Here is a 24,383-nt window from a genome sequence, read left to right on the forward strand (position 1 = left end):
GCTTCCTACCTAGTGGTGCACCCAGTATCCAACAGCCCCCTCGGCTGCGGAAGCCCGGCCGGTGCGCGGCCAGGGCCGGGCCGTAGGGTGGGTGGATGCTACGCCCTCTGCCGCCCGCGGTGCTGGTGCCAGATAAAGGCGAGCCGCAGGGCTGAGACGGACGCCAGCGACACTCCGATGAGCAGCAGCGTGGCCTGGTCGTGGAGGATGAGCTGGGCCACCAGCACGGCCAGTGCGCCCAGACAGGCCAGGAACCCGGCACTGCTGACCAGCCGGGGCCAGAACCCGGCCAGGACCCGGGCGGCGAGCAGGTTCGTGGCTCCGAAAACGGCCAGGAAGACCGCCGATCCGAACGTCAGCAGGGCAGTGATGTCCGGCAGCATGGCGAACGCGGCACCGAACACGGCCAAGAATACCAGCGCGGTGACGGGCAGGCCGGCCCGGGTGGTGGCGAACACGGCCGGCAGCTCGTGCGCCAGCGCGATCTCGTGCATCTGGCGCGCCGTGGAGAACAAGGTGGCGTTGATCGCCGAGCTCGCTGCCAGCAGTGCCCCCAGACTCGCGATCCAGTACCCTGCGGTCCCCAGCGCCGCCTGGCCGGCCGCAGCGAAGGCCACTTCCTTCTGCGCGACGATCACGCCGTCGCTGACCAGCATTTGGGAGCCGATCGTGACGGTGACGTAGACCAGCGTAACGATCGCGACCGAGAGGTAGAGTGCCCGCGGCAGCGTCCAGGCCGGCCGCACGAGGTCATCGTAGTCGTAGGAAAGCAGCTCGAACCCCTCGTAGGCGACGAAGATCGATGCCGATGCGACGATGACGCTGCCCAGACCCTTGTCAGCCAACGGGGCAAGCCGCTCCGGGGAGAAATGCACCAAGCCGATGGCCGCGATCAGGGCCAGCACCGCGACCTTGATCAGGACGACCAGGTCTTCCGAGAGCGCCGATGCGCCCACCCCGCGCAGGTTGATGCCCAGAAACGCCAGCAGGATCAGGATCGCGAATCCGTTCGCGAATGCTCCCGGTAGACCGAACACGTGTGCTGCGTAGTGGCCGAAAGTGAAACCATAGACCGCCAACGCGATCAGATAGCCGAACATGAGCAGCCAGGCGATGTAGGAGCCGGTGCGCGGGTACCCGGCATTGTGCAGGTAGACGAAGAGGCCGCCGGAGCGTCCGGCGCGGGCGGAGAGGGCTGCGAAGGAATGTGCGGTCACCATGGCGATGGCCCCACCGATGATGAAGCTTCCCACGGCGGCGTGTCCGGCCAGTGCGACGGTCACGCCCAGGACGCTGAAGATGCCGCCGCCGATCATGCCTCCGACCGCCATCGCCACCGCATCGCGCAGGCGCAGCTTTCCCAGTCCCTTGTCCCGGTGCGCGGCCGTCCTGGGATGGAAGGGCGCCTTCGGTGTGGGAGGTCCGCTGGTCATCTCGTGCACCCATTTCTCTGCCAGCGATGGCAGGTTTTCGTGCCTGCGCCGACCCTAGCACCACCGCTGAACCGTTAAGGCCGGTGGGTCTAGGATGCCTATAGACGCCGTTGAAAGGGAAGACTAATGACCGGTAGCAGCCCATTGGTGATTGTGGTTGGTTTTGATGGATCCGAGCATTCCCAGACGGCACTGAGCTGGGCGGTGGAGGAGGCCCGCCAGCGCAACGGGCAGCTCCGCCTGATCACGGCCTGGAGCAGCCATCCGATGTCGTGGTATCCGGCCGTGCTGGAAACGGCGGCCGGTGAGATCGCGGCCGAAGATTCCCCTCGACGCATCGCGGAAACTGTCCAGGCCGGGGCATTGGAGAGTGCAGCCGCCGGGGGAGTGGTTGCCACCGGGCACGTCGTTCATGATCATTCCCCGGCATCGGCGATACTTGCTGCCGCCCAGGACGCGGATCTCATCGTCGTTGGTTCCCGGGGGCATGGCGGATTCCCCGGTCTGCACCTGGGCTCGGTCACGAGCCAGGTCATCCACCATGCACCGTGTGCTGTCCTGGTTGCCCGGCCCAAGACCAACGGAGGCGTGAAGCCAGGGGCCGGGAAGCCGTTGCCTGACCCTTGGGTACTTGCCCTTGGAAAGTGACGCGCCCGTGACCGCCGACGGTCCGCTGTCCGAGACCGGCGATCTCGTGGCGGGCTGGTACACGATCGAAGTCGAATCGCATGAGTGCGCCGTCGAGCTCGCGGTCTACGTTTCCTCCGAGCCCGGTACTGGCGGGCAGCCGCTGTACAAGTGGATCGAGGTCCGGGAGGTCATGTCCGAGGCGCCCTCGGGCGACTGACCCGGGGGGGGATTGACGCGCCGACGACTGTTGGACGAAGTGAAGGTCGTCATCCGTGGTTGGCCTGTCGACGTGCGCTGTCTGGTTTCCGGGCCGGATGGATGGCTGTTGTGGTTGGTTGGGGGTGACCCGTCGGCCTCGTGGACAGGGCAGCCCGTCCGGGGCGGTGGACGGGTCAAGGCCGTGGCCGCCGCTGCCGGTGGTCGCGGCCATTATAGGTCGGGTCGCCGGCGTGCCGGAGCCCGGCCGCGTGGCTGGGTCGGGGCTCCGCGGGTCGGTTCGTGGTGGTCCGGCGTCGCAGGGGTGGGCCGGGTGACCGGGGTCGCGCAGGTCACGGTGAGTGGGGTGCCGTCGTGCAGGAGCCGCAGCGGGTCGCCGTCGTGCAGACGGTAGGTCGTGGTGTGCGGGGTGATCTCCACGCTCAGTCGCCGGTCGCGCACGCAAAGGGCGACAGTCAAACGTGTAATGCCGGCGGGGAGGTGGGGGGTGAAGGCGAGGGTGCCATCGCGTTCACGCAGCCCGGCCAGCCCGGGGACGAGCGCGATCCAGGTCCCGGCGAGCGACGCTGCGTGCAGGCCGTCGCGGGTGTTGTACTCGAGGTCGTGCAGGTCCATCAGGGCGGCCTCGGTCAGGTAGTCGTAGGCCAGTTCCAGATGGCCGGTCTCGGCGGCCAGCACCGCCTGGGTGCAGGCCGATAGGGAGGAGTCACGCACTGTGATGGCTTCGTAGTAGGCGAAGTTGCGGGCCTTTTGCGCGGGGGTGAATGCCTCACCGCGCAGGTGCATCGCCAGCACCAGGTCGGCCTGTTTGACGACCTGTTTGCGGTAGAGGTCGAAGTAGGGCACGTGCAGCAGCAGCGGGTACTGCTCGTCGGTCGTGGCAGCGAAGTCCCAGCTAGCGTGGCTGGTGAATCCCTCGGCCTGGGGATGCACGCCAAGGTCGTGGTCGTAGCAGATGACCATGGAGCGCGCCGCGGCACGCCACGCAGTGACCTCCCCGGCGTCGATGCCAAGGAGACGCGCCCGGTCGGGGTGTCGCTTGGCGGCGTCGGCCGCGCAGACAAGATTGTGCCGTGCCATGAGGTTGGTGTAGACGTTGTTATCGGCCACAGCCGAATACTCGTCGGGGCCGGTCACCCCGTCGATACGAAACCCGCCCCGTGCGTCATAGTGCCCCAGAGAGCACCACAACCGCGCCGTCTGGGCCAGCAGCTCCAGCCCAATATCACGCTCGAAGGCCACATCGCCGGTGGCGTGAAGGTAGCGCACCACCGCGTCGGCGATGTCGGCGCCCAGGTGGAAGGCCGCCGTCCCGGCCGGCCAGTAGCCGGAACATTCATGTCCGGCAATCGTGCGCCACGGAAACACCGCCCCGGCCAGACCGAGCTGGGCCGCCCGCTCGCGCGCCTGGGGCAGGATCGAGTGCCGCCACGCCAGCGCGTCGCGCGCGGCCTGCGGCGCGGTGTAGGTGAGCACTTGCAGCACGTAGGTCTCCGTGTCCCAGAACGCGTGCCCGTCATAGCCGGGGCCGGTCAAGCCCTTGGCCGGGATCGCCCGCCCCTCGGCCCGCGCGCCGGCTTGCAGCAGGTGAAACAGCGCAAACCGCACCGCCTGCTGCACCTCGGCATCACCGTCGAGTGCAACGTCGGCACGGGACCAGAACTCATCCAGATAGGCGCGCTGCTCGGCCACCAACCCGTCCCACCCGCTCTGCCCCGCGGCAGTGAGGGCGGCGGCGACCTGATCGGCGACCGCCGGTTGTGAACGAACCGACGACCAGCCGTAGGCGACGAACTTGACCAGCCGCAGCCGCTGCCCTGGCTGCAGGGTCGCAGTGAGTGTCACCCGCGCCAGATCCGGCGTGCTCTCCGCGACAATCCGCACCGAAGCCGGACCCCCCGAGACCGGATTCATCGGGTCCAGGCCCACCGGGGCTGGGGCGTGGATGTCGTGTGTCATTCCCGCTCCCACCCGGAGTCCGCTGACGGCGGTGTGGTGCAGCAGCAGTCCGTTCGTGCCCGCGCAGGCGTGCTGCTCGGACACCAGCGGCGCCCACAACCAGGCTGCCTCCCGCGGGTCGCTGCCGCTGGGAGGCAACGCCTCGTTGGCGACCAGCTCGGACTGCAGAACGACCCGCACCTGGTGGTCGAGGGCTTCGACTTCGTAGCAAATCGCGGCCACCGCCCGCTGCACCAGCGACACCAGCCGCCGTGAATGCACCCGCACCGCCCGCCCTCCTGGAGACACCCACCGCACCTCACGAGTGAGCAGTCCGGTCCGGAAGTCCAGTACCCGTTCGTGGGAGAGCAGTTGCCCGTAACGGATGTCGAAGGGATGATCATCGACCAGCAGCCGGATCAGCTTGCCGTTGGTGACGTCGATGACAGTCTGCCCCGCTTCGGGGTAGCCGTATCCGGCCTCGGCGTAGGGCATCGGCCGCGACTCGTACACACCGTTCAGGTACGAACCGGGCAGCCCGTGCGGCTCCCCTTCGTCCAGGTTTCCGCGCCAACCGAGATGCCCGTTGGACAACGCAAACAGCGACTCGCTCTGCGCCAACACATCGAGGTCAAGACCGGTCTCGCGCAGCGACCACGGCTCGACCGCGTAAGCCGGGTGGCTGATCACGTCCGGTCCAGCAGCTCGGCCAGGTCGGCCACGACGATGTCGGCGCCCGCGGCGCGCAGCGCGCGGGACTGCCCGACCCGGTCCACGCCCACCACGAACCCGAACCCGCCTGCTCGCCCTGCCTGCACACCGGAGAGGGCATCCTCAAACACCGCCGCCCGCCCGGGCGCCACGCCCAGCGCCCGGGCCGCCGCCAGGTAGCTGTCCGGCGCGGGTTTACCCGCCAGCCCCTCGGCCTGCAGGCTGAGACCGTCGATGCGGGCCTCGAACAACTCAGTTATACCGGCGGCTCGGAGCACCTGGTCGCAGTTGGCGCTGGAAGAAACCACCGCGGTACGCAGCCCAGCGGTACGAGCCGCCCGCACGTAGCGTACCGACCCTGCGTAAGCCTGCACACCGTCGTGGCGGATCCGACGGACCAAAATGTCATTCTTAATCCTGCCCAGCGCAGTGACCGTCTCCGCTCCGGCCTGATCGTCCGGGCCGCCTGCCGACAGCTCGATGCCGCGGGAGGCCAGAAACGAGGCCGTGCCATCAGCCCGGGACTTGCCGTCAACGTAAGTGTCATAGTCCGCGGCCGGGTCGAACGGAACGAACGGTGTCCCGAGCTGCCGCGCCCGCGATTCCAGGTAGGCGTCGAACATCTCCTGCCACGCTGCCGCGTGAACTGTCGCTGTGGCGGTCAGCACACCATCCAGATCGAACAGGCATGCAAGCATCGTCGTCGGCAACCCCACTGAAACCGCGGCCACCGGTGTCTCCGGGGCGGGTGTCATGCTGGCCCCGCGTCAGACAAACACGTCGTCGCGCTGGCCTCCATGGCCGCGCCGGCGAGTAGAAGGCACTGCCGCTGGCTCATCTGGCCTTTGCGCATCGCGAACAACGTATGTCGTGTCGTCATGAGAGTCCTTCCGTCTGGGGTGACGCTGCGTTTACGGCGATAACCGCCCCGGGTGTTGACCGGCTGCACTGCCGGCGTCACCCGCGACGGGGCGGCGCAGCCGCGGTCGGGGATGGCCTCCGGGACGGCGGAAAGTCCGTCCTCGCCATCGGAACGTGTCGCAGCCGGTACCGGGAGCCTGGCCGTGCCGTAGGGGGCGAGCAGGGCCTGATCCAGATTCCACTGTGCGATGCACCGTTCATCGTGGTGATCATCGACCACCGGAACCGACACCGAGGCAGGGGGGCGCCGAACAGTCGGCCCTGCTCGGCTGCCAGTCCCAGGGCCCGGGCGGCGAGGATACGGGCGAAGTGCCCGTGGGTGACGTGGACGACCGGCCGGGGGCAGTTCTTGCCGTGCGCGTGCAGAACAGCGTCGGCCCGGTTGCCGATGTCGGCGGTGGACTTCCCATGCCGGGAGCTAACGTGCCAGATGATCCACCCGGGTGCGGGCAGACGGATCTGCTCGATGGCCAGGCCTTCGTAGCCGCCGAAGTCGTATTCGGGCGCCAAGGTGTCGATCATGGCAGGTCGCTCGGGCAGAGCCAGTGCAGCGGTCTCGATCGCGCGGCGACGGGGGGCCACCACCGCGGGGCTTCGGCCGTGCAGCACGCGTTCCAGAAGGGACCCTAACTCGGCAGCTTGGCGGGGCCCGTTCACTATCAAGCCCACGTCAGTGGTGTGGGTGTAGCGGCCGGGCAGCGTCCAGTCGCTCTCACCATACCCGATGACGATCAGCCTCATTGGTGCTCGGCTCGGCGCGTGAAACGGTGATCGCTGCCGCCGGCTCCACGCGCCAGCGGACGGACATGACAGTGCGCGTGGCATGCTGAATCTGCCCAATCGGTGCACGGAGCGGTGTGGGTGATTATCATGGTGAGTCTGAGTCTGAGTCTTTCCGTGAGACGGGCGCCTGGACATCGTCAGCTGGCAAGGGGGTTTGGTTAGTGGACGCTGGCTGGGCGGATCCGTCGTGTTCGGCACACCAGGTGCAGCGGCGGCGATCGTCGGTGCCGGGGTGGTCGTGGTGATGGTTCTTGATCTGCTGCCCGTAGGGGCAGTCGTCGTTGTCGTGGTAGGCGGGGTCGCCCGGGTCCGTGTCGGTGTAAAAGGCAGATGTCGGGGTCGGGCCGTGGGTGGGGTCGTTTTCGGGTGATGGCGCGCCCTCGATCAGACCCCTGTCGTCCGGGCTCGTGGTCGTCGTCGCGGGGTCAAGGATGCGGTAGGCAAGTATTTTGATGCGGTCACTCGCCAGGGCCCAGATGATGGCGTAGCCCCAGACGAAGCCGGCCCAGCCCCAGCCCAGCGGGGTCATGAACAGCCCGTAGACGGCGATCAGGGTCGCGATGATCTGGGTGCCGAGGACGGCGATCCACAGGATGCGGGCGGGTCGGATGGACCAGAACGGGCCGCGGGTGCGGGTGAGGAAGATCGTGAGATGCCCGGCGACGGAGAGCATCAGATACATCATGGTCTGCAGCTTGGGCTGGCCGAGGTCGAAGACCCGATTACCGAGGTAGAACAGGCCGAACGCGGCGATCGGGCCGACGACGCCCAAGACCGTGGCGATGCCAAGGACGAGGCGCATGTTCCAGGCCTCGGGCTGGTTCTTGTAGTGGACGTTGTCGTAGGCGATGGACAGGATCGCCCCGTCGTTGAGCAGTGCCAGCATTACGATCATGATCGCGGTGACGGGGAAGAAGTTGAAGACGAGGATTGACCCGGTCACGAACAGCAGCACCCGCAGGGTTTCGGCGATGCGGTACATGGCGTAGGAGTTCATCCGCTGGAAGATCTTGCGGCTTTCCTTGATGGCGTCGATGATCACCGCCAGCCCGGGGGTGAGCAGGACGATGTCGGCGGCGGCGCGGGCGGCGTCGGTGGCACCGGAGACGGCGATGCCGCAGTCGGCTTTCTTCAGGGCGGGGGCGTCGTTGACGCCGTCGCCGGTCATGCCGACGATGTGGCCGCGCTGCTGGAGGACGTCGATGATGTGGTACTTGTGCTCGGGGAAGACCTGGGCGAACCCGTCGGCGGTCTCGATGGACCGCACTCTCACCGGGGTTTCCTGCTTCTTCACGTCACCGAGGCCGGCGGCGTCGAGGATGTTGGTGCCGAGCCCGACTTTGGCCGCGGTCTCTTTGGCGATCGCGATCGCGTCCCCGGTGACCATTTTCACGCTCACGCCCATCGTCCGGGCAGTGGCGATGGTGGTCTTTGCGTCTTGGCGGGGCGGGTCGAACAGTGGAAGCACGCCCAGGAACTTCCAATCGTCCTGGCCGTCGGCGCGGGCCACCCCCAGCGACCGGTAGCCGCGTGCGGCGAAGTCGTTGACGGCAGCCTCGACGGCCGGTGTGTTCTTGGCGCTGTCACCTGCGAGAGCGAGGATGACCTGCGGGGCGCCCTTGCTGACCTTGAACGTCGTCCCGTCAGCGCCGGTGACGGTGGCCTCGGTGCGTTTGTCGACCGGGTTGAACGGCTCGAAGTGGGTGATCGTGTAGGGCTCCAACGCGCCCTTGTCGGGGAGGCCACCGAGCACGGCGAGGTCGATGGGGTCATCGTTATCGGCGCGCGAGGCCAGCGCACCCGCCAGGACGACCTCGGCGGCCGTGACGGTGTCGATGCTGAACGGATCGCCCAGGGTAAGCGAGTTCTGGGTCAGGGTGCCGGTTTTGTCCGCGCACAGCACGTCCACCCCGGCCAGTTCCTCGATCGCGACCAGCCGGCTCACGACGGCCTTCTTCTTGGCCAGCAGCCGGGCACCGACCGCCATGGTCACCGACAGCACCGTGGGCATCGCGACCGGGATCGCCGCGACGGTCAGCACGAGAGCGAACTGCAGGGTGGTCAGGACCGCGTCGCCGCGCAACAGGGAGACGAGCACGATCACCGCGACGAAGACTGCCGCGAGGACGATGAGGTAGTTGCCGATCTTCAGGACGGCTTTTTGGAAGTGGCTGACGGTGTGGGCGTCGGCGACCAGTTCGGCGGTCTTTCCGAAATAGGTGCGGGTGCCGGTGGCGTAGACCAGCGCGCCGATCTCGCCGCGTCGGATGATCGAGCCCGAATACACCGGATCGCCGGGCGTGCAGGTCGCGGGCAGGGACTCTCCGGTGAGGGCGGATTGGTCGACCTCGATCTCGTCGCCGTCCAGCAGACGGGCGTCGGCGGGGACGATGTCGCCGAGCCGGAGACGGATCACGTCCCCGGGCACCAGTTCTCGTGCTGCCGGGGTCACCCATTCGCCGTCACGTCGCACCCGGGCGGTGATGGCGAGTTTGGCTTTCAGCGCGTCGATGGCGTTGCCGGCTTGGCGCTCCTCGGTGTAACCGACCACGGCGTTGGCCAGCAGCAGCACGAGGATGATGAAGAAGTCCGGCCAGTGCCCGACCGCGCCGGAGAGGATCACCGCGGCCTCGATCATCCACGGGATCGGCCCCCAGAAGTAGGACAGGAACTTCAGCAGCGGGTTGGTCTTGTGCTCGGCGATCTCGTTGGGCCCGTACTGGATCAGCCGTTTCGCCGCTTCGGCCTGGCTCAACCCGTCAGGGGAGGTGCCGAGCTGCTTCTGGACCTCCGCCATAGGCAGCGACTTCAAGTCGTGCTTCGGGTCAGGTTGAGACGTCGCCGAGCCACCCGCCGTGGAATCGGCCGGCGGGGACTTGGTGCCGTCAGTGCTCATGGCGGACATCCGTCTGGTCAAAATGGGTGTCGGTACCGCGGCGGGCATCCCGATTGGATGTCACACGTCGTTGGAGGGCCTGCTGGGCGGTGGCCGCATTCGCGTCGTTGCCGTCCCAGATCGTCAAGGCGGGCTGCTGGATCGCGCGGCCGAAGGAGAACGCCACAGGCCACGGCAGGGGTGGGCCGTTACGGCTGTTGATGGCGGCAAGCCGGGCCGTGGCAAGGTCTCCGGTCTGGCCGCCGGAGAGGAACGCGATCCCGGCGACCGCGGCCGGAACAGCCCGCCTCAGGCACGCCCGGGTTGCCTCGGCGACGGACTGCACCGGGTCCTGGATAGGACAATCAAGGCCGGGAAGGATCATGTTGGGTTTCAGGAGCATGCCCTCCAACACGATTCCCTGTTCTGTGAGTTGATTGAACACGACACGAAGCACGTCTTCGGTGACCTGACCGCACCGCGCCAGAGTGTGCTCACCGGTCATCAGCACTTCCGGTTCGACGACCGGCACCAGGCCGGCTTCCTGACACAGCGCAGCGTAGCGTGCCAGCGCGTGCGCGTTGGCACGTGTGCAGGCCCGGCTGGGGGTGGCAGCACCGATGGTGAACACGGCCCGCCATTTCGCGAAGCCGGCGCCCATCTGGCGGTACTCGGCCAGACGGGCGCGCAAGCCATCCAGGCCTTCAGTAACCTTTTCCCCCGGATGACCGGCCATCGGTGTCGTACCGAGGTCAACCTTGATGCCCGTGGCGATCCCGGCTTCGCGCAGTACGCCCAGGAACGGCACGCCATCGGCGGTATGTTGCCGGATTGTCTCGTCACAGACGATGACACCGCTGATGCTGTCCCCAAGCCCCGGGGTGGTGATGATCAGTTCCCGGTAAGCGCGGCGGGCCTGGACGGTCTGGGGTATCCCGAACCGGGCGAAGCGCCGGTTGCAGGTGGGGATCGATTCGTCGATCGCCAGCAGGCCCTTGTCGTCGGCCACCAACGCCCGCGCGGTGTCCAGCAAGGCGGTATTGATCAGGGGGCCATCGATTGCCCCGGTGCCAGCCGGTGGGGAAGGGGTCCCCGGCGTGAGCGTTGTCAGGCCGGGGACCGGAGAGGGGATGGCCGGTGGTGTGTCGGTCATTGCCATGGGGTCCATACCCAGTCGCGGATCTCGGGCAGGTCCTGGCCGTGTTGGTTGATGTAGAGGTTGTGTTCGATGAGTTTGTCCGCCATGGTCTGTTTCAGGTAGTCCCCGGTGGCGCCGAGTTGGGGGATCCGGTCGATGACGTCCTGGACGAGGTGGAAGCGGTCGAGCCGGTTTTGCACGCGCATGTCGAAGGCTGTGGTGATGGTGCCTTCTTCGATGTAGCCGCGCACGTGCAGGTTGTGGTTGGTCCGCCGGTAGGTCAGGCGGTGGATCAGGGTCGGGTAGCCGTGGAAGGCGAACACGATGTGCTTGTCCTTGGTGAACAACGAGTCGTAGTCCTGGTCGGAGAGGCCGTGCGGGTGCTCGCTCGCGGATTGCAGCTTCATCAGGTCCACGACGTTAACCACCCGGACCTTCAGCTCGGGCAGATTTTCCCGCAGTATCGAGACCGCGGCCAGCACCTCCAGGGCGGGAGTGTCCCCGCAGCAGGCCAGGACGACGTCCGGTTCGGCGCCGCGGTCATTGCCGGCCCACTCCCAGATCCCGATTCCCTTGGTGCAGTGGACCTCCGCCTCGGCCATCGAAAGCCATTGCGGCATGGCGTGCTTGCCGGCGACGATGACGTTGACGTAGTGACGGCTTCGCAGGCAGTGGTCGGCGACGGTGAGCAGGCAGTTGGCGTCCGGCGGGAGGTAGACCCGGACGATGTCGGCCTTCTTATTCACCACATGGTCAAGGAAGCCTGGATCCTGGTGGGTGAAACCGTTGTGGTCCTGCTGCCACACGTGGGAGGCCAGCAGATAGTTCAGCGAGGAGATGTCACGTCGCCACGGCAGGGCCTTGGTGATCTTGAGCCATTTGGCATGCTGGTTGAACATCGAGTCCACGATATGGATGAACGCCTCGTAGCAGTTGAACAGGCCATGCCGGCCGGTGAGCAGGTACCCTTCAAACCATCCCTGGCACTGGTGCTCGGAGAGCATCGAGTCCAGCACTAGCCCTGCCGGCGCCAGCGACTCGTCACCTTGGACAGTGTGGGCGTCCCATTGGCGGTCGGTGACCTCGAAGACAGCTCCAAGCATGTTCGACAGCGTTTCGTCAGGGCCGAAAATCCGGAACGTGCGTCGTTCCTCGTTCAGCTGGACGACATCGCGCAGGAACTCCCCAAGGACGCGCGTGTCCTGCGCTTCCGCGGCGCCGGGGGCTGTCACGGCGACCGCGTGGGTCCGGAAGTCGGGCATCTGCAGGTCCCGTAGCAGCAGTCCGCCGTTGGTGTGGGGATTAGAGCCCATCCGCCGTTGCCCGGTCGGGGCCAGTGCCGCCAGCTCGGGCAGCAGCCGCCCGTCCTGGTCGAACAGCTCCTCGGGTTTGTAGGAGCGCATCCAGGTATCCAGCTGCTCGACGTGCCCGGGATGGTCCTCGTCGATCAGCAACGGCACCTGGTGGGACCGGAAGGTGCCCTCGATGGCCAGCCCGTCGACTACTTTTGGCCCGGTCCAACCCTTGGGTGAGCGCAGTACGATCATCGGCCAACGCGGCCGCGTGCCATCCTTGCCGCTGCGCGCATCAGCTTGAATGCGGCGGATCGTTTCGACTGCATGGTCGAGGGTGGCGGCCATGCGTTGGTGCATCGCCTCGGGCTCGTTACCTTCGACGAAGTGCGGGTCCCAGCCGCAGCCGCGCAGGAACGCTTCCAGCTCGTCGTGTTCGATGCGGGCCAGCACGGTCGGGTTGCTGATCTTGTAGCCGTTCAGGTGCAGGATCGGCAGCACTGCGCCGTCCTCGATCGGGTTCAGGAATTTTGTGGAGTGCCAGGCTGTGGCCAGCGGCCCGGTCTCGGCTTCCCCGTCGCCGATGACGCAGGCGACGACCAGCCCGGGGTTGTCGAAGACGGCCCCAAAAGCGTGGCTCAAGGAATAGCCCAGCTCCCCGCCCTCATGGATCGAGCCCGGCGTGGTAGGAGCCACATGGCTGGAAATGCCACCCGGGAAGGAGAACTGCATGAACAACTTCTTCATACCCGCCTCGTCCTGGCTAACGTCCGGATAGATCTCCGAATAGCTGCCCTCAAGATAGGTGTTCGCGACCAATGCCGGTCCGCCATGCCCAGGCCCGGCAACATAGAACATGTCCAGCCCGTACTTCACGATCACCCTGTTCAGATGCACGTAAATGAAATTCTGGCCCGGAGTCGTCCCCCAATGCCCCACCACCAACGGCTTCACGTCCCCGAACTCCAGCGGACGCCTGAGCAACGGGTTGTCGTAGAGATAGATTTGTCCCACCGACAGATAGTTCGCCGCACGCCAGTAGGCATCCATCCGGGACAGCAGTTCAGGACCCAAGACTGAGCCCGGCGCTGTACCCTCCGCATCTCCTGGCATGCCAGGTGCCGGACTCTCTGTGTTGACGGACTTGCTCGGCTCAGTCATGCTGTTGCTCCCTTGACATGGGTGACCCGGGTGGGGCCTTGGCCGTCGACGCACCAGGCGTGCTGTCGGGCGCTTCCGGCGGCGAGTTGCGGCCGGTGATCGTGGTACCTGCGCTTCCGTCCAGGACGTCGGCTGCCTCAGTGAGGGCGCCGATCGCGGACGGAAGGCCGGTTGCGGCGGTGAACCACGCACCCGCGGCAACCTTCGGACCCATCGAGCCGGCCGGAAGCTGCAGTTCGGCCAATTCGTCAACGCTGATGCGATCAATGGGACGCGCGTGCGGGGTGCCGAAGTCGTGCATGACTGCTGCGACGTCGGTGAGTAGGAGCAGCCTGTCCGCACCGACATCAAGGGCGATGCGGGTGGAGGTATAGTCCTTGTCGACCACAGCCTCGACGCCGTGCAGCTGACCCGACAGATCCCGGATGACGGGCGATCCGCCGCCGCCGCCGCAGACCACCAGCGCGCCGATGTGAAGCAGGTGCTGGATGCAGTCCAGTTCGACGATTCCCAGCGGCTGAGGGGAGGCCACGACCCGCCGCCAGGCCGGGCCGTCGGCGCGGACCTGCCAGCCATGTTGCGCAGCCAGGGACTCGGCCTCACTGCGGGGGTAGGTCCGTCCGATGAATTTCGAGGGCGAAGCGAACCCCGGGTCTGCTGCATCGACGACGGTCTGCGTGATCACCGCGACGACCGGACGCAAGACGCCGGCGTTGCGCAACTCTTGGGTGAGCCAGTACCCGATCATCCCCTGGGTCTGGGCTCCGAGAGCATCCAACGGGTAAGCCGCGGTCAGTGACGGATCCGCGTCGCTCTCCATGGCCAACAGCCCGATCTGGGGGCCGTTGCCGTGGCACACGATCAGTTGGTGTTCTTTAGCGAGAGGTGCCAGGGCTGCTGCGGCCTCGCGGATATGGCGCCGTTCAACATCGGCGTCGGGCCGGTCCGTGCGTTCAAGCAGGGCGTTACCGCCGAGCGCGACCACGATGCGCATATCAGCTACCCCAAGCGGCGACAAAGACGGGCAGTTGGTCCAGCCGCAACCGTTCCCATGGCACCGGCGGCGCCGTGGGCACTCGCTCGTTGACTGGATCAAGCACGATCATGATTGCGGCGACAGACATGATTCACACCAATCCGCACCCCAGCGAACAGCCGGTACCTGATCGCCAGTGGCGAGGCCGACGCGGAAGCCGGCGTCCGACATGCCCGAGATGTAGCTCACACTATACTCCCAAGCCGAAGTCCCGCTATTGCGAGCACGCCCCCACGGCCACGCCGTAAGGGACCGTGATTGCGCAGAACCCGCCCGCCGCCATCGAACCTTCTCCCTTTCGATGGTCACGACGTATCACACGCGGATCGCTATCCGGTGAGGAACCGGCTCCTCCCGACTTCCGCCGTCGACAGGTGCCCCTCGCCGCAGGCCGTTCCCACACGGCGATGCAAGGCATAGACCTAAATCCGCCTGCGATAACGATCTGGCGCCGCCGACAATGCTCCGTCAATGTGACGAGATGCGTCGTCCTCCGCGCGCACGGCGACCCTTCCGAAGGGACCTCGTCGTGGGTTAACTCGTCCACGTCATAGGGTTGCTACTTGACTTGGCAGGTTTCGCGCTTGCGCAGCTCGGAGTGCTGGCTCAGAAGTCATTTAGCTATCTGATGCTGAATCCCATCGGTTCAGCCGCGCGGGCCGCCGAAGCGGTCTTGGAGCAGCAATGGGGTTTTCTGCCGCTTCAGAGAGGCCAAAACCCTGCCGGCGTAGAGGGAATCGTGGCGACTATCCTGCGGAATCCTTGCCCGTTGTGACCCAACGGGGCAGACTCACGCATGAAGGCGGATTCATCCGTGTTTGACGTCAGCTGGGCAAAATAGGGAGGGCGCGATGGCAGGATTGATTGCGGTTTCAGTTGATGAGGTGCGCCCCATATCGGTTCCGGATGCCTGCCCCTACGGCACTGGCGCTCCAAGCGGATGTGGAGAGGATGTTCCGCCCCAGCCGCTGGCGATTGACCTAGGGGAGGTTGACCGTGCCGCGGAATGTCGTGCGTAGAGGTTTCAGCCGGGACCTCGTGGGAAGCTTCAACAAAGTCCTCCAGAGCGCGGGCGCCTACCTGGACGTAGCAATCGACCCACAGCTTGGCGAGGGCTGCTCTGTCGCCTTCCACCACCAGAGGCAGGGATCGCGGTGTGGCGGAGATGCCTCCACGGACCCCGGGAACTCTTATGCAATGACAGGAAGTGTTTATGTGTCGACTCTTTGGCCTGCATGCTGGAACGGATCCGGTCAGGGCAACGTTTTGGCTGCTCAAGGCCCCGGACAGCCTATCCGAGCAAAGCCGGCGTGAACCGGATGGCGCAGGCATAGGGGTGTTCGGCGACAGCGGGGTCCCGGTAGTCACCAAACAGGCCCTCGCGGCGTTTGAAGACCCGGAATTCGCGACCGCCGCCCGCGAACTGAAAAGCACGACCTTTGTCGCCCACGTCCGGTATGCCACCACCGGCGCCCATACGGCAGTGAATACGCACCCCTTTGAACAGGACGGCCGGCTCTTCGCCCACAACGGCGCCTTCGGGGAACTGGACAAGCTCGATGCCCGGCTGGCCGAACTCCACGGCACGGATCTGGTCCTGGGGCAGACGGACAGCGAACGGATGTTCGCCCTGATCACTGTGGAAACCAGACGCCACGTGGGAGATTTGCAGACCGGCTTGTCCGCCGCCCTGACCTGGATTGCCGCAAACCTGCCCGTCTATAGTCTCAATTTGGTCATCACGACGGCGACCGGGCTGTGGGCCTTGCGATACCCGGACACGCACGAACTCTACGTCCTTGAACGGGCCCCGGGAGGACACCGCCGCAACGACCCCTTGGATGTCGATAGCCGCCGGATTCATGGACACAGCCGTGCCCTGGCCAGTAGACGCTCGGTCATCATCGCCAGCGAACCCATGGACCCTGATCCCGGATGGCGGCTTTTGGAACCCGGTGAACTGCTCCACGTCGATGGCAGCCTCGACCCCCACATCAGCTGGCCGCTGCCCCGAAATCCTGCCCGTTCCCTGCCCCCGCCAATGCCGGGGCCTCCCGCCCCCACTTCGAAACCAGATGCGGCCCACACTCATTCCGCTGACGGGTAGTGACCGGCCCGGCGGCGAGGCGGCCCCCGGCAAAGACATAGACCCGCAGAAATCGGCTTGCGCCGGGGAGGTCCCACAGGGGCGGAATGGTGAGCCTTCCCCACTGACAGCATGCCGAAGCGCTCGGCGCCAACGGCAACGCCTGACGGGTGCCAATAGCCAGCATGCCGTGGCCTTTCCCGCTCTGATGATTCCACCATCCCCGGACATGCCCAGAGGATGATCACGGCCCGGACTGGTACGTACAGGGACAGCAGCCTCAAAGGTGCCCCCGATGTATCGGGAAACGATGAAGGACACGGGGGAGGCCCTGACCGGGACCTACCATCCGACCGGGGAAGGGAAATTCTTCTTCACCATGATGGCCGCGTTCGCCGAACTCGAGCGCGACGTGATCCAGGAACGAACCGTGGCCGGCCTCGCAGCCGCCCGGGCACAAGGCCGCACCGGCGGCGGCCCAACAGTCATGGATACCGATACCCTCGCTGCCGCTAGGGCCAGACACGCCAACGGGGAAAGTCCCACCCAGATTGCCAAAGCAATCGGTGTATCCCGGGCATCCATCTACCGCCACCTGCCAATCAGCAACCCCCGGACCGTGCCACCGGAACAGAATCCTTAGCGCCAACCACTGTTCCCCTGCAGGTCAGACCCCAAGACGTGCTTGCAAGAGAGAGCTCCCAGCCCGAGAGCACAACGGACCGGAATCTATCCCGGTGGTGGAGGGGGGTGCCCTTTCCGGGCCGGTGGGAGCGTCGTATAGTCGGAAGTGGCGATGGATCTCGCCGGGACGTGTTCGACGTCCGAAGTGCCGGCCGGCTGATGGTTCCTACGGTTGAAGGTAGGTCTTTCATGGCCATTCGAGACAACTCCGCCCGGCACCCAGCCGCGGAAATCCATCCAAGCCACCAGGTTTCATCGCGGACGTGGCGACATGGCTGAGGTGCGGACAGGTGCTGCCGACCACCCCGCCGAAACAAATCCCGTGTCCGGGCTGCTGCCCGCCGGGCCCTTGGTCCTGTCGGTGGAAGAGGTGCGCCAGCTGTGGTCCTTCGTCCACGGGGACATAATGGACGGTGCGATGCGCCGGACCCTGCGCGCCTCGCTGGGCCTGTGCCCGCGCCATTCCTGGGGCACGCCGTCGTGGAGATCGAGCTGTGGCAAGCCGGAGCCGGGCGGCGGGCCGGGCACCAGCCCTTCGACGTCGCCATCTTGCACGAGGACCTGCTGGAGTACGCGGCGGGGGAGCTGAGGCGGCCGCAGTCCGTCTTCCACAGGGACCGTGCACGCCAACCAACACCGACACGGTCCTGCCGGATTTGCGACGAAATGGCCGGCCGCCTCCCCGAGGGACTGCGGATGGGGTACGCCAATTCGAACTCCGAAGCCCTGACCATCGAGACAAACAGGCTGGCGTTCACCACGCCCTGGTGCCGGGAAACCAGCGCGGCCTGGCTGCCCCGGGCCTGTCCGCCGTGCCTCGGCCAGGCACCGGCGGCCCCGGCCCTGTTGTGCCGGCGACATCTGGCGGCCCAGGGGGAACTCTCCCGGGACACCGGGGCCGCCGTTGCCCACCGCCTGCTGGAGATCCGCGCCCGTTTGCTGGGGTTGATTGAGTCGATGACCGATCATGGTGAACCGGCGACCGCCGAGGATGATGCGTCATGGATCGAGGCGGTGGGGTGGTTTGCTGGCTGGGGCGTGCCCTTCTGTCTGTCCCGCCCCGGGAAAGGGCCGTAGCGGGGACGCCGACAGGCACATGGTGGCGGTTAGGGCTCGTAAGTAAATAACCGAGTGTGTCGCGTGTGGGGTCTTATCGTTGTGTTATGGCTATTGATCCTGAGGTGGAGACGGTGTTGCGGGCGAAGTTCGATTCGCTGTTGCCGCATTTGGATGAGCGTCAGCGCCGCCTAGCCTTGGCTGCGGAGGCGCGGTCGTTGGGTCATGGTGGGATTAAGCTGGTGGCCCGGGCGGCGGGGGCGAGCCCGGCGACGGCGTCCAGGGGTGTGGCCGAGTTGGAGGCCGGCAATGTTCCGTTGCAGCGGGTCCGCCAGCCGGGGGGAGGGCGTAAAGCCCAAACGGTCACCGATCCCGGGCTGGTCGATGCACTGCTGGCCCTGGTGGAGCCCGAGGAGCGGGGTGACCCGATGTCGGCGTTGCGGTGGACGACGAAATCCCTCCGCGCCCTGGCCGCGGAGCTCAGCGGCTCCGGCCCCCCGGTGTCGGCATGGACGGTGGCGAACCTGCTCCACGAGCAGGGCTTCTCGCTGCAGGGCAACGCGAAACAGGTCGAGGGTGCCGCCCATCAGGACCGTGATGCCCAGTTCACCTATCTCAACGATCAAAGCGCTGCCCACATGGCTGCCGGCGAGCCGGTGATCAGCGTGGAGACCAAGAAAAAGGAACTTGTCGGCCTCTACAAGAACGCAGGGCAGCAGTGGCGGCCCGCCGGGGACCCGGTACGGGTAAACGTGCACGATTTCCCCGACCCGGACCTGGGCAAGGCCAATCCGTACGGGGTGTATGACATCGCCGCCGATGACGGCTGGGTGTCGGTCGGCACGGACCATGACACGGCAGCGTTCGCGGTCGAGACGATCCGCCGCTGGATCCACCAAGTCGGCACGGACGCGTACCCCGGTGCGAAGAAACTGCTGATCTGCGCGGACGGTGGCGGGTCCAACGGTTACCGGCTCCGCGCGTGGAAAACCGAACTCGCCGCCCTGGCCGCCGAAACCGGTCTGGACATCACCGTCTGCCACCTCCCACCGGGCACCAGCAAGTGGAACAAAATCGAGCACCGGCTCTTCAGTCACATCTCGATGAACTGGCGCGGGCGGCCCCTGACCAGCCACCAGGTCATCATCGATCTCATCGGTGCAACCACCACGAAAACCGGCCTGAACGTCCACGCTGAACTCGACGACAACACTTACCCGACCGGGATCAGGATCAGCGACACCGAGATGGCGGCACTGCCCATCACCCGCCACAAATTCCACGGCGACTGGAACTACACCCTCAACCCCGCCAAACATCAATAATGGCGTGTTATTTACTGGCAGACCCTAAAGCCGGGGTCACAGGCTGGCACCCAGATACATGAACCCTGTAGTGTCGGCCTCGGTGATGGATCCCGCCGGGACTGGCCTCCAGTCCGAACTGCCGAATGGCTAATGGTTCCTACCTTTGAGTGATAAAGGTAGGTTCAGCATGCCCGGTTCCGGAACACTCGTCCTCCTGCGGCACGGCGAAAGCGCCCTGAACGCCGAGGGCCGTTTCACCGGGCTCCTGGACCCGCCCCTGACCTGCCGGGGACGCGATGATGCCGACGGCGCGGCCGCCCTGATCGCCGAAGCCGGCCTGGCACCCACCCGCATTTTCACCTCCACCCTCCGGCGCGCCATCGACACGGCCGACATCGCCGCCCGCATCCTCGGGATCACCCGGGCGCCGGCCCGGGCATGGCAGCTCAACGAGCGCAACTACGGGTCCCTGACCGGCCGGTGCAAGGCCGAGCTCTTGAGCGAATTCGGGCCCGAGGTGATGCATTTTTGGCGCCGCACCCTCTATGGGACGCCCCCACCCATGGACTGGGAGGCGTTGGGGCGGCTGCGCCGGAGCCCGGCCCTGGCCGCGGTGCCGGCCGGGACCGTCCAAGCCACCGAGTCCCTGTGCCGGGTGGCCGGGCGGGTCAGGGACTTCTGGCACGAGTCCCTGCGCCCGCTGCTGCTGCAGGGGCACACCGTGTTGTGCGTGGGCCACGGCAACTCGCTTCGCGCCCTCTGCCTGCTGTTGGACGGCCTCGGCGAGGCGGAGCTGGAAGGTCTGAACATTCCGACAGGGCAGCCTCTGGTGTACCGGACCGACGGCAACGCCCGGCCCCTGATCCGGGGTGGCCGCTATCTGGATCCGCAGGCTGCGCGGAGAGCAGCCGAGAAGGTCGCCGCCGCCGGCGGCACCTAAGAGAAGAACGGAGCACACCATGACCGACCTGCACATCACCGCCGTCAGGGCCCTGCAGATCCTGGACTCCCGCGGCTATCCGACGCTGGCCGTCCAGCTCGAAAACGAGGCCGGGGCGGTGTTTGAGGCCTCCGCCCCTTCCGGGGCCTCAACCGGTGCCCATGAGGCCGTGGAACTGCGCGACGGCGGCACCGCCTGGTCCGGGCGCGGGGTCACCGGCGCCATCGCCGCCGCCACCGGTGAGATCGGCACGCTGCTGCGTTCCCGGCCCTGGGAGACGCAGCGGGCCTTGGATGAGGCGCTGTGTGCCCTGGACGGGACGAAGAACAAGTCCCGCCTCGGCGCCAACGCCCTGGTGGCGGTGTCCATGGCCGCGGCCCGGGGATTTGCCGCCGGTGGAGGGCACTCCCTGCACACGTGGATCTCCCACACGATGGGCCGCGCCGAACGGCTTCCGGTCCCGCATTTCAACGTCCTCAACGGCGGCCAGCACGCCGCCAACGCCCTGGCCTTCCAGGAATTCATGATCGCCCCGGTCGGGGCGGCCACCTACCCGCAGGCCCTGGAATGGGGGGCGGGCATCTACCACGCCCTGGCCGGGATCCTGCGCCGGAAGGGCCTGGCCACCGGGCTCGGGGACGAGGGTGGCTACGCCCCGGAGATCTCCTCGCCCGAGGAGGCCCTGGACCTGATCATGGCCGCCATCGAGGCCGCCGGGTACCGGGCCGGCACCGGGGAGGTGGCCATCGCCCTGGACCCGGCCGCCAACTCCTTCTACAGCGAGGGCGGCTACCACTTCAACGGCCGCACCTACACGCCGGACCACATGGTCGACTACTACGGGACACTCCTGGACGACTACCCGATCCGCAGTCTGGAGGACCCGCTGGCCGAAGACGACGCCGCGTCCTGGCCCCACCTGGTCTCCGTCCTGGGCCGACGGACGCAAATCGTTGGCGATGACCTGTTCGTCACCCAGTCCGCACGGGTTGCAGAGGGGATCCGGTCCGGGTCCGCGACCGCGGTGCTGATCAAGCCCAACCAGGTCGGCACCGTCACCGAAACCCTGGACACCCTCACCACCGCGGCGAAGGGCGGGTTCACCGCCATGGTCTCGCACCGGTCCGGGGAAACCACGGACAGTTTCGTCGCCGATCTGACGGTCGGCTCCGGCTGCGGCCAGCTCAAGTCCGGCGCCCCCGCCCGTGGGGAGCGGGTGGCCAAGTACAACCGGCTGCTGGAGATCGCCGATGCCAACCCCACCCTGCCCTACGGGCTCGAACCCACCCTCGGCCAAGGAACCACCCATGCCTGACCACCACAGGATCATCCAGACACAACCGGCCCCGCAGCCCCGCCAGCGGATGGCCGGCCCCGTCGTCGCCGGCGTCGTGCCGGGCCAGCCGGCCATCGTGATCCGCCAGGCAGCGGCCCTGGCCTACAACCTCGGCGTGGGTCTGGTCCTCGCCTATGTCGACGTCACCCGGTATCTGGTCGAGGACCACGATGGCGGGGACGACACCTCGGCGCCCATCGACCCGGACGGGGTTGATGAGAGGGACGACGTCGAAGGTGCCGCCGCGTCGATCCGGGAACAGATGGGCGCCGAACTGGGGGCCGATGACACCGGCTGGTCCTTCGTGACCCTCGCCGGGGAACCGGCCTACGCCCTGGCCCGGTTGGCCGAGTCCGTGCACGCCTGTGTGATCGTCGTGGGGACACGTGAACGCGGGGTGGGGGCGCGTTTGGAGGAGTTTCTCATCGGCTCCGTCGCCGTCCACCTGACCCATCGCCAACACCGGCCCGTCCTGGGCATCCCCCTGGACCCGCACCCCATCAAGGGAGGCAGCTGATGGCCGAGCACAGACCACCTACCGAAGCCGTGTCCGAGCCCGGACTCGACAACCTTCCCGTGGACAGCGACGTTGACATCCCGGACCCGGTGCGCCGGCCCATCCATCTGCACCCCGGTTTTGTTGTGTTGGTGGTGGTGGGCGGGATCGTGGGCGCTCTGGCCCGCTACGGGCTCGGCACCGTCCCGCCGGCCCCGGGCGGGTGGCCGCTGCCCGGACACCGGCCGGTTGCGGGTGCTGCGCCTGCTGGCCGGAACGGGCTTCATGGGCGCCTTCACCACTTACAGCACCTTGGCCGTGGACGCCGTACACCTTTTTGACGCCGGAGTGGCGACGGCCGCTCTGGCGTATTTGGCGGCGAGCCTTTTCGGCGGGGCCGGTGGGACGCTTACCGGGATCTGGGTGGCAGCCCGGCACCACGGCCACGCCACCGCCCGCGCCCACAACGCCAACATCAACGCTGGCACGGGGAGGGGGATCCGATGACGGTTGTCCTCCTTGCCCTTGCCGGTGGGAACGATGCTGATCAACACCACCGGGTCCCTGCTGCTGGGATTGCTGACCGGCCGGGTCGCCGGCCACTATGCCACCCCGGCGCTGGGGCTGGTTATGGGGACGGGGTTTCTGGGCGGCTACACGACGTTCAGCACCGCTAGCTTCGAAACGATCCGCCTCATCCAATCCAGGCGCACCGGGATGGCACTGGTCAACGCCCTCGGCACCATGGCGGCCTGTGTGCTCGCCGCGGCCGCCGGCACCGGAATCGCCACCCTCCTCTAGATGAGTAATTCCAAGGGGTCAGTGGTCGTAGGCGGTCAGTGAGCGGCGGACGGCCTGCCCGGTGCGGTCGTTGTGCCAGATCGCCGCGGTCATGGCCATCAGGCGCTGGATGACGCGTGCGGCGACCCCGGCCGGGGTGCGCCCGCCGTGTTGTTCGAGATCGAGCTGGCCCTTGAGGGTGTCGTTGATGGATTCGATGACCTGGCGCAGGGGTTTGAAGAACCGGGCCCCGGGCCGGGGCTTTTCGCCCTTGCGGGCCGGGCGGAGCAGCTCGATCCCGGCCTCCTCCAGGACGGCCTCGAAGTCCCGGCCGTAGTAGTTCCTGTCCGCGATCACCGTCTGCCGGTGCCCGTCGGCCAGCACCCGGGCCATGGCGGGGGTGCCGGCGAGGATGTCCAGGAATGTTTGGCGTTCATCGGCCGTGGCCCCGGTCAGGGCATAGCCGGCCGGGAGGCCGTGGAGGGTGGCGACCAGGTGCAGGCGCAGCCCCAAAACCAGCGGGTGTGGGAGGGGCAGTACCCGTATTCGGCCCACCCCGCCAGCTCGGAGCGGCGGACCGTGTCCTTGGAGCGGGCGCATTCGACCGGGGTCGAATCAACCACCCACACGTCGTCGCAGCAGACGTCGCTGCGCTCCGCGATGACGCCGATGAGCCAGTTCATGGCCGGGACCAGGCGGCGCAGGCGCTTGTTGTACCCGGATTGGCCCGGCAGGTACGGGAACATCGGGCGCAGGGACGCGTGTGCGTACCGCAGCCACCTCGCCTCGGAGGTGTAGCCGAGCAGGGCCTGCATCAGCGCCAGCGTCATGAGTTCGGCATCGGTGATCTTCGGGCTGATGCCGATCCGGGGACGGTAGGGAATCCGTTCCGGATGGGCCTTCAACAGGTCGTCGGTGGCGGCAGAGAATGCCGTTGCAAGGGTGTCCAGATCGGCGTCCACGTGAGCCTCCAAGTTCGACGTTGGATGGATAACGCCGATTCTGGGCACCCTCGCATCATGCGTCAAGACGTGGCGACCTCCCGACACCCCTTGGAATTACTCATCTAGGCGGAAGACCGGATTCCTCCACCCGCCGGCATCGGCCCGGTCACCGCGGCGATCATCCTCTGCGCCTATTCACGCCACGGCAGGGTGCGCTCCGAGGCCGCCTTCGCCGCCCTCGGCGGCGTCTCGCCGCTGCAGGCCTCCTCGGGAAATACGGTCAGGCACAGGCTTAACCGGTACGGGGACCGCCAGCTGAACATGGCCTTGGACGTCATCGTGAAAGTGCGGATGCGGTGCGACGAGAGGACCATGGGCTATGTTTAGCGCCGGACCGAGGAAGGCCGAACCTACCGGGAGATCAAACGCGCACTGAAACGCTACGCAGCCCGGGCAATCTTTCGGCAGCTGCAGGCACTCATTCCTTGACAAACATCATAGGAGGGTCTCTAACCGCAGGACTGGAAGCCGCACCGCTTGGGGTCTCAAACCCGGCCCTCACGCTCCCTTCCGGAGTCCAGCTTGTTCCGACGCGGCATGAGCGGACCGGGGCACTGGCC

General features: G+C 66.8%; 18 protein-coding genes, 3 pseudogenes and 2 riboswitches. Of the genes and pseudogenes, 12 read left to right on the top strand and 9 right to left on the bottom strand.

Going from position 1 to position 24,383, the window contains the following annotated elements; all coding sequences use genetic code 11:
- Window positions 1-98: 98 nt before the first annotated feature.
- Complete coding sequence (locus ACQCSX_RS01505) at window positions 99-1,433, bottom strand: APC family permease (protein WP_427017354.1); 1,335 nt, start codon at window positions 1,431-1,433, stop codon at window positions 99-101.
- Between the two features lie 126 nt (window positions 1,434-1,559).
- On the opposite strand from ACQCSX_RS01505, the gene ACQCSX_RS01510 reads away from it, so the two are divergent.
- Together ACQCSX_RS01510 and ACQCSX_RS01515 are read left to right on the top strand one after the other, a co-directional pair.
- Complete coding sequence (locus ACQCSX_RS01510) at window positions 1,560-2,081, top strand: universal stress protein (protein ID WP_427017355.1); 522 nt, start codon at window positions 1,560-1,562, stop codon at window positions 2,079-2,081.
- On the top strand, window positions 2,065-2,280 hold the full coding sequence (locus ACQCSX_RS01515) for a hypothetical protein (RefSeq protein WP_427017356.1): 216 nt from the start codon (window positions 2,065-2,067) through the stop codon (window positions 2,278-2,280). Before ACQCSX_RS01510 ends, ACQCSX_RS01515 begins: the two co-directional genes overlap by 17 nt.
- Before the next feature lie 212 nt (window positions 2,281-2,492).
- On the opposite strand, the gene ACQCSX_RS01520 is transcribed toward ACQCSX_RS01515, so the two are convergent.
- The 7 genes from ACQCSX_RS01520 to ACQCSX_RS01550 form a co-directional block, all read right to left on the bottom strand.
- Window positions 2,493-4,907: a glycoside hydrolase family 65 protein gene (locus ACQCSX_RS01520; protein ID WP_427017357.1), complete on the bottom strand. Its 2,415-nt coding sequence runs from the start codon at window positions 4,905-4,907 to the stop codon at window positions 2,493-2,495.
- Entirely contained in the window at window positions 4,904-5,626 is a 723-nt protein-coding gene (locus tag ACQCSX_RS01525) for an HAD family hydrolase (protein ID WP_427017358.1), read from the bottom strand. The genes ACQCSX_RS01520 and ACQCSX_RS01525 overlap by 4 nt, the downstream gene beginning before the upstream one ends.
- 259 nt (window positions 5,627-5,885) lie before the next feature.
- Window positions 5,886-6,767 carry a histidine phosphatase family protein gene (locus tag ACQCSX_RS01530; protein ID WP_427017359.1) on the bottom strand — a complete coding sequence of 294 codons (882 nt, stop codon included), beginning with the start codon at window positions 6,765-6,767 and terminating at the stop codon, window positions 5,886-5,888.
- Window positions 6,718-9,528: a plasma-membrane proton-efflux P-type ATPase gene (locus ACQCSX_RS01535; protein WP_427017360.1), complete on the bottom strand. Its 2,811-nt coding sequence runs from the start codon at window positions 9,526-9,528 to the stop codon at window positions 6,718-6,720. Before ACQCSX_RS01535 ends, ACQCSX_RS01530 begins: the two co-directional genes overlap by 50 nt.
- Window positions 9,518-10,666 (bottom strand): class I fructose-bisphosphate aldolase, encoded by a 1,149-nt coding sequence (locus tag ACQCSX_RS01540; RefSeq protein WP_427017361.1) that lies wholly within the window; start codon window positions 10,664-10,666, stop codon window positions 9,518-9,520. Before ACQCSX_RS01540 ends, ACQCSX_RS01535 begins: the two co-directional genes overlap by 11 nt.
- The gene (locus tag ACQCSX_RS01545; protein ID WP_427018942.1) at window positions 10,657-13,050 is read right to left on the bottom strand and encodes a phosphoketolase family protein; all 2,394 of its coding nucleotides are present in this window, start codon (window positions 13,048-13,050) and stop codon (window positions 10,657-10,659) included. Before ACQCSX_RS01545 ends, ACQCSX_RS01540 begins: the two co-directional genes overlap by 10 nt.
- Window positions 13,051-13,090: 40 nt before the next feature.
- Window positions 13,091-14,092, bottom strand: coding sequence for a carbamate kinase (locus ACQCSX_RS01550; RefSeq protein WP_427017362.1), 1,002 nt, complete (start codon window positions 14,090-14,092; stop codon window positions 13,091-13,093).
- A gap of 1,255 nt (window positions 14,093-15,347) precedes the next feature.
- Between ACQCSX_RS01550 and ACQCSX_RS01555 the strand changes: the two genes are divergently transcribed.
- From ACQCSX_RS01555 to ACQCSX_RS01595, 9 genes and pseudogenes are all read left to right on the top strand, one after another.
- Complete coding sequence (locus ACQCSX_RS01555) at window positions 15,348-16,241, top strand: class II glutamine amidotransferase (RefSeq protein WP_427017363.1); 894 nt, start codon at window positions 15,348-15,350, stop codon at window positions 16,239-16,241.
- Between the two features lie 274 nt (window positions 16,242-16,515).
- Window positions 16,516-16,863: a recombinase family protein gene (locus ACQCSX_RS01560; RefSeq protein ID WP_427017364.1), complete on the top strand. Its 348-nt coding sequence runs from the start codon at window positions 16,516-16,518 to the stop codon at window positions 16,861-16,863.
- Between the two features lie 140 nt (window positions 16,864-17,003).
- Window positions 17,004-17,080: riboswitch (Fluoride riboswitch) on the top strand.
- 274 nt (window positions 17,081-17,354) lie between these two features.
- Entirely contained in the window at window positions 17,355-17,981 is a 627-nt protein-coding gene (locus ACQCSX_RS01565; protein WP_427017365.1) for a hypothetical protein, read from the top strand.
- Window positions 17,982-18,067: 86 nt separating this feature from the next.
- Window positions 18,068-19,270, top strand: a pseudogene (locus ACQCSX_RS01570) (ISAzo13 family transposase); the annotation flags it as partial.
- 87 nt (window positions 19,271-19,357) lie between these two features.
- Window positions 19,358-19,434: riboswitch (Fluoride riboswitch) on the top strand.
- Between the two features lie 20 nt (window positions 19,435-19,454).
- The gene (locus tag ACQCSX_RS01575) at window positions 19,455-20,207 is read left to right on the top strand and encodes a 2,3-bisphosphoglycerate-dependent phosphoglycerate mutase (protein ID WP_427017366.1); all 753 of its coding nucleotides are present in this window, start codon (window positions 19,455-19,457) and stop codon (window positions 20,205-20,207) included.
- Window positions 20,208-20,226: 19 nt separating this feature from the next.
- Window positions 20,227-21,522 carry a phosphopyruvate hydratase gene (gene eno, locus ACQCSX_RS01580; RefSeq protein ID WP_427017367.1) on the top strand — a complete coding sequence of 432 codons (1,296 nt, stop codon included), beginning with the start codon at window positions 20,227-20,229 and terminating at the stop codon, window positions 21,520-21,522.
- Entirely contained in the window at window positions 21,515-22,060 is a 546-nt protein-coding gene (locus tag ACQCSX_RS01585; RefSeq protein ID WP_427017368.1) for a universal stress protein, read from the top strand. Before eno ends, ACQCSX_RS01585 begins: the two co-directional genes overlap by 8 nt.
- Before the next feature lie 234 nt (window positions 22,061-22,294).
- A complete protein-coding gene (locus tag ACQCSX_RS01590) occupies window positions 22,295-22,546 on the top strand; it encodes a CrcB family protein (RefSeq protein ID WP_427018943.1) in 252 nt (83 codons plus the stop codon).
- Between the two features lie 33 nt (window positions 22,547-22,579).
- Window positions 22,580-22,840, top strand: coding sequence for a fluoride efflux transporter FluC (locus ACQCSX_RS01595; protein ID WP_427017369.1), 261 nt, complete (start codon window positions 22,580-22,582; stop codon window positions 22,838-22,840).
- An 18-nt stretch (window positions 22,841-22,858) separates the two neighbouring features.
- Here ACQCSX_RS01595 and ACQCSX_RS01600 read toward each other — a convergent pair.
- Window positions 22,859-23,781: pseudogene (locus ACQCSX_RS01600) on the bottom strand (IS982 family transposase).
- Window positions 23,782-23,916: 135 nt separating this feature from the next.
- On the opposite strand from ACQCSX_RS01600, the pseudogene ACQCSX_RS01605 reads away from it, so the two are divergent.
- A pseudogene (locus ACQCSX_RS01605) lies at window positions 23,917-24,252 on the top strand (transposase); the annotation flags it as partial.
- Window positions 24,253-24,383 lie beyond the last annotated feature (131 nt).

Origin of the sequence: Pseudarthrobacter sp. P1 (assembly GCF_050156935.1) — a bacterium.
In the GTDB taxonomy this organism is placed as follows: Bacteria; Actinomycetota; Actinomycetes; order Actinomycetales; family Micrococcaceae; genus Specibacter.

What these genes read in the sequence shown, in the direction of transcription:
- ACQCSX_RS01510 (WP_427017355.1), top strand. Translation starts at nt 1,560, where the DNA reads ATGACCGGTAGCAGCCCATTGGTGATTGTGGTTGGTTTTGATGGATCC.
- eno (WP_427017367.1), top strand. Translation starts at nt 20,227, where the DNA reads ATGACCGACCTGCACATCACCGCCGTCAGGGCCCTGCAGATCCTGGAC.
- ACQCSX_RS01525 (WP_427017358.1), bottom strand. Translation starts at nt 5,626, where the DNA reads ATGCTTGCATGCCTGTTCGATCTGGATGGTGTGCTGACCGCCACAGCG.
- ACQCSX_RS01535 (WP_427017360.1), bottom strand. Translation starts at nt 9,528, where the DNA reads ATGAGCACTGACGGCACCAAGTCCCCGCCGGCCGATTCCACGGCGGGT.
- ACQCSX_RS01575 (WP_427017366.1), top strand. Translation starts at nt 19,455, where the DNA reads ATGCCCGGTTCCGGAACACTCGTCCTCCTGCGGCACGGCGAAAGCGCC.
- ACQCSX_RS01550 (WP_427017362.1), bottom strand. Translation starts at nt 14,092, where the DNA reads ATGCGCATCGTGGTCGCGCTCGGCGGTAACGCCCTGCTTGAACGCACG.
- ACQCSX_RS01530 (WP_427017359.1), bottom strand. Translation starts at nt 6,767, where the DNA reads ATGTCCAGGCGCCCGTCTCACGGAAAGACTCAGACTCAGACTCACCAT.
- ACQCSX_RS01505 (WP_427017354.1), bottom strand. Translation starts at nt 1,433, where the DNA reads ATGACCAGCGGACCTCCCACACCGAAGGCGCCCTTCCATCCCAGGACG.
- ACQCSX_RS01555 (WP_427017363.1), top strand. Translation starts at nt 15,348, where the DNA reads ATGTGTCGACTCTTTGGCCTGCATGCTGGAACGGATCCGGTCAGGGCA.
- ACQCSX_RS01540 (WP_427017361.1), bottom strand. Translation starts at nt 10,666, where the DNA reads ATGGCAATGACCGACACACCACCGGCCATCCCCTCTCCGGTCCCCGGC.
- ACQCSX_RS01585 (WP_427017368.1), top strand. Translation starts at nt 21,515, where the DNA reads ATGCCTGACCACCACAGGATCATCCAGACACAACCGGCCCCGCAGCCC.
- ACQCSX_RS01595 (WP_427017369.1), top strand. Translation starts at nt 22,580, where the DNA reads ATGCTGATCAACACCACCGGGTCCCTGCTGCTGGGATTGCTGACCGGC.
- ACQCSX_RS01560 (WP_427017364.1), top strand. Translation starts at nt 16,516, where the DNA reads ATGTATCGGGAAACGATGAAGGACACGGGGGAGGCCCTGACCGGGACC.
- ACQCSX_RS01545 (WP_427018942.1), bottom strand. Translation starts at nt 13,050, where the DNA reads ATGCCAGGAGATGCGGAGGGTACAGCGCCGGGCTCAGTCTTGGGTCCT.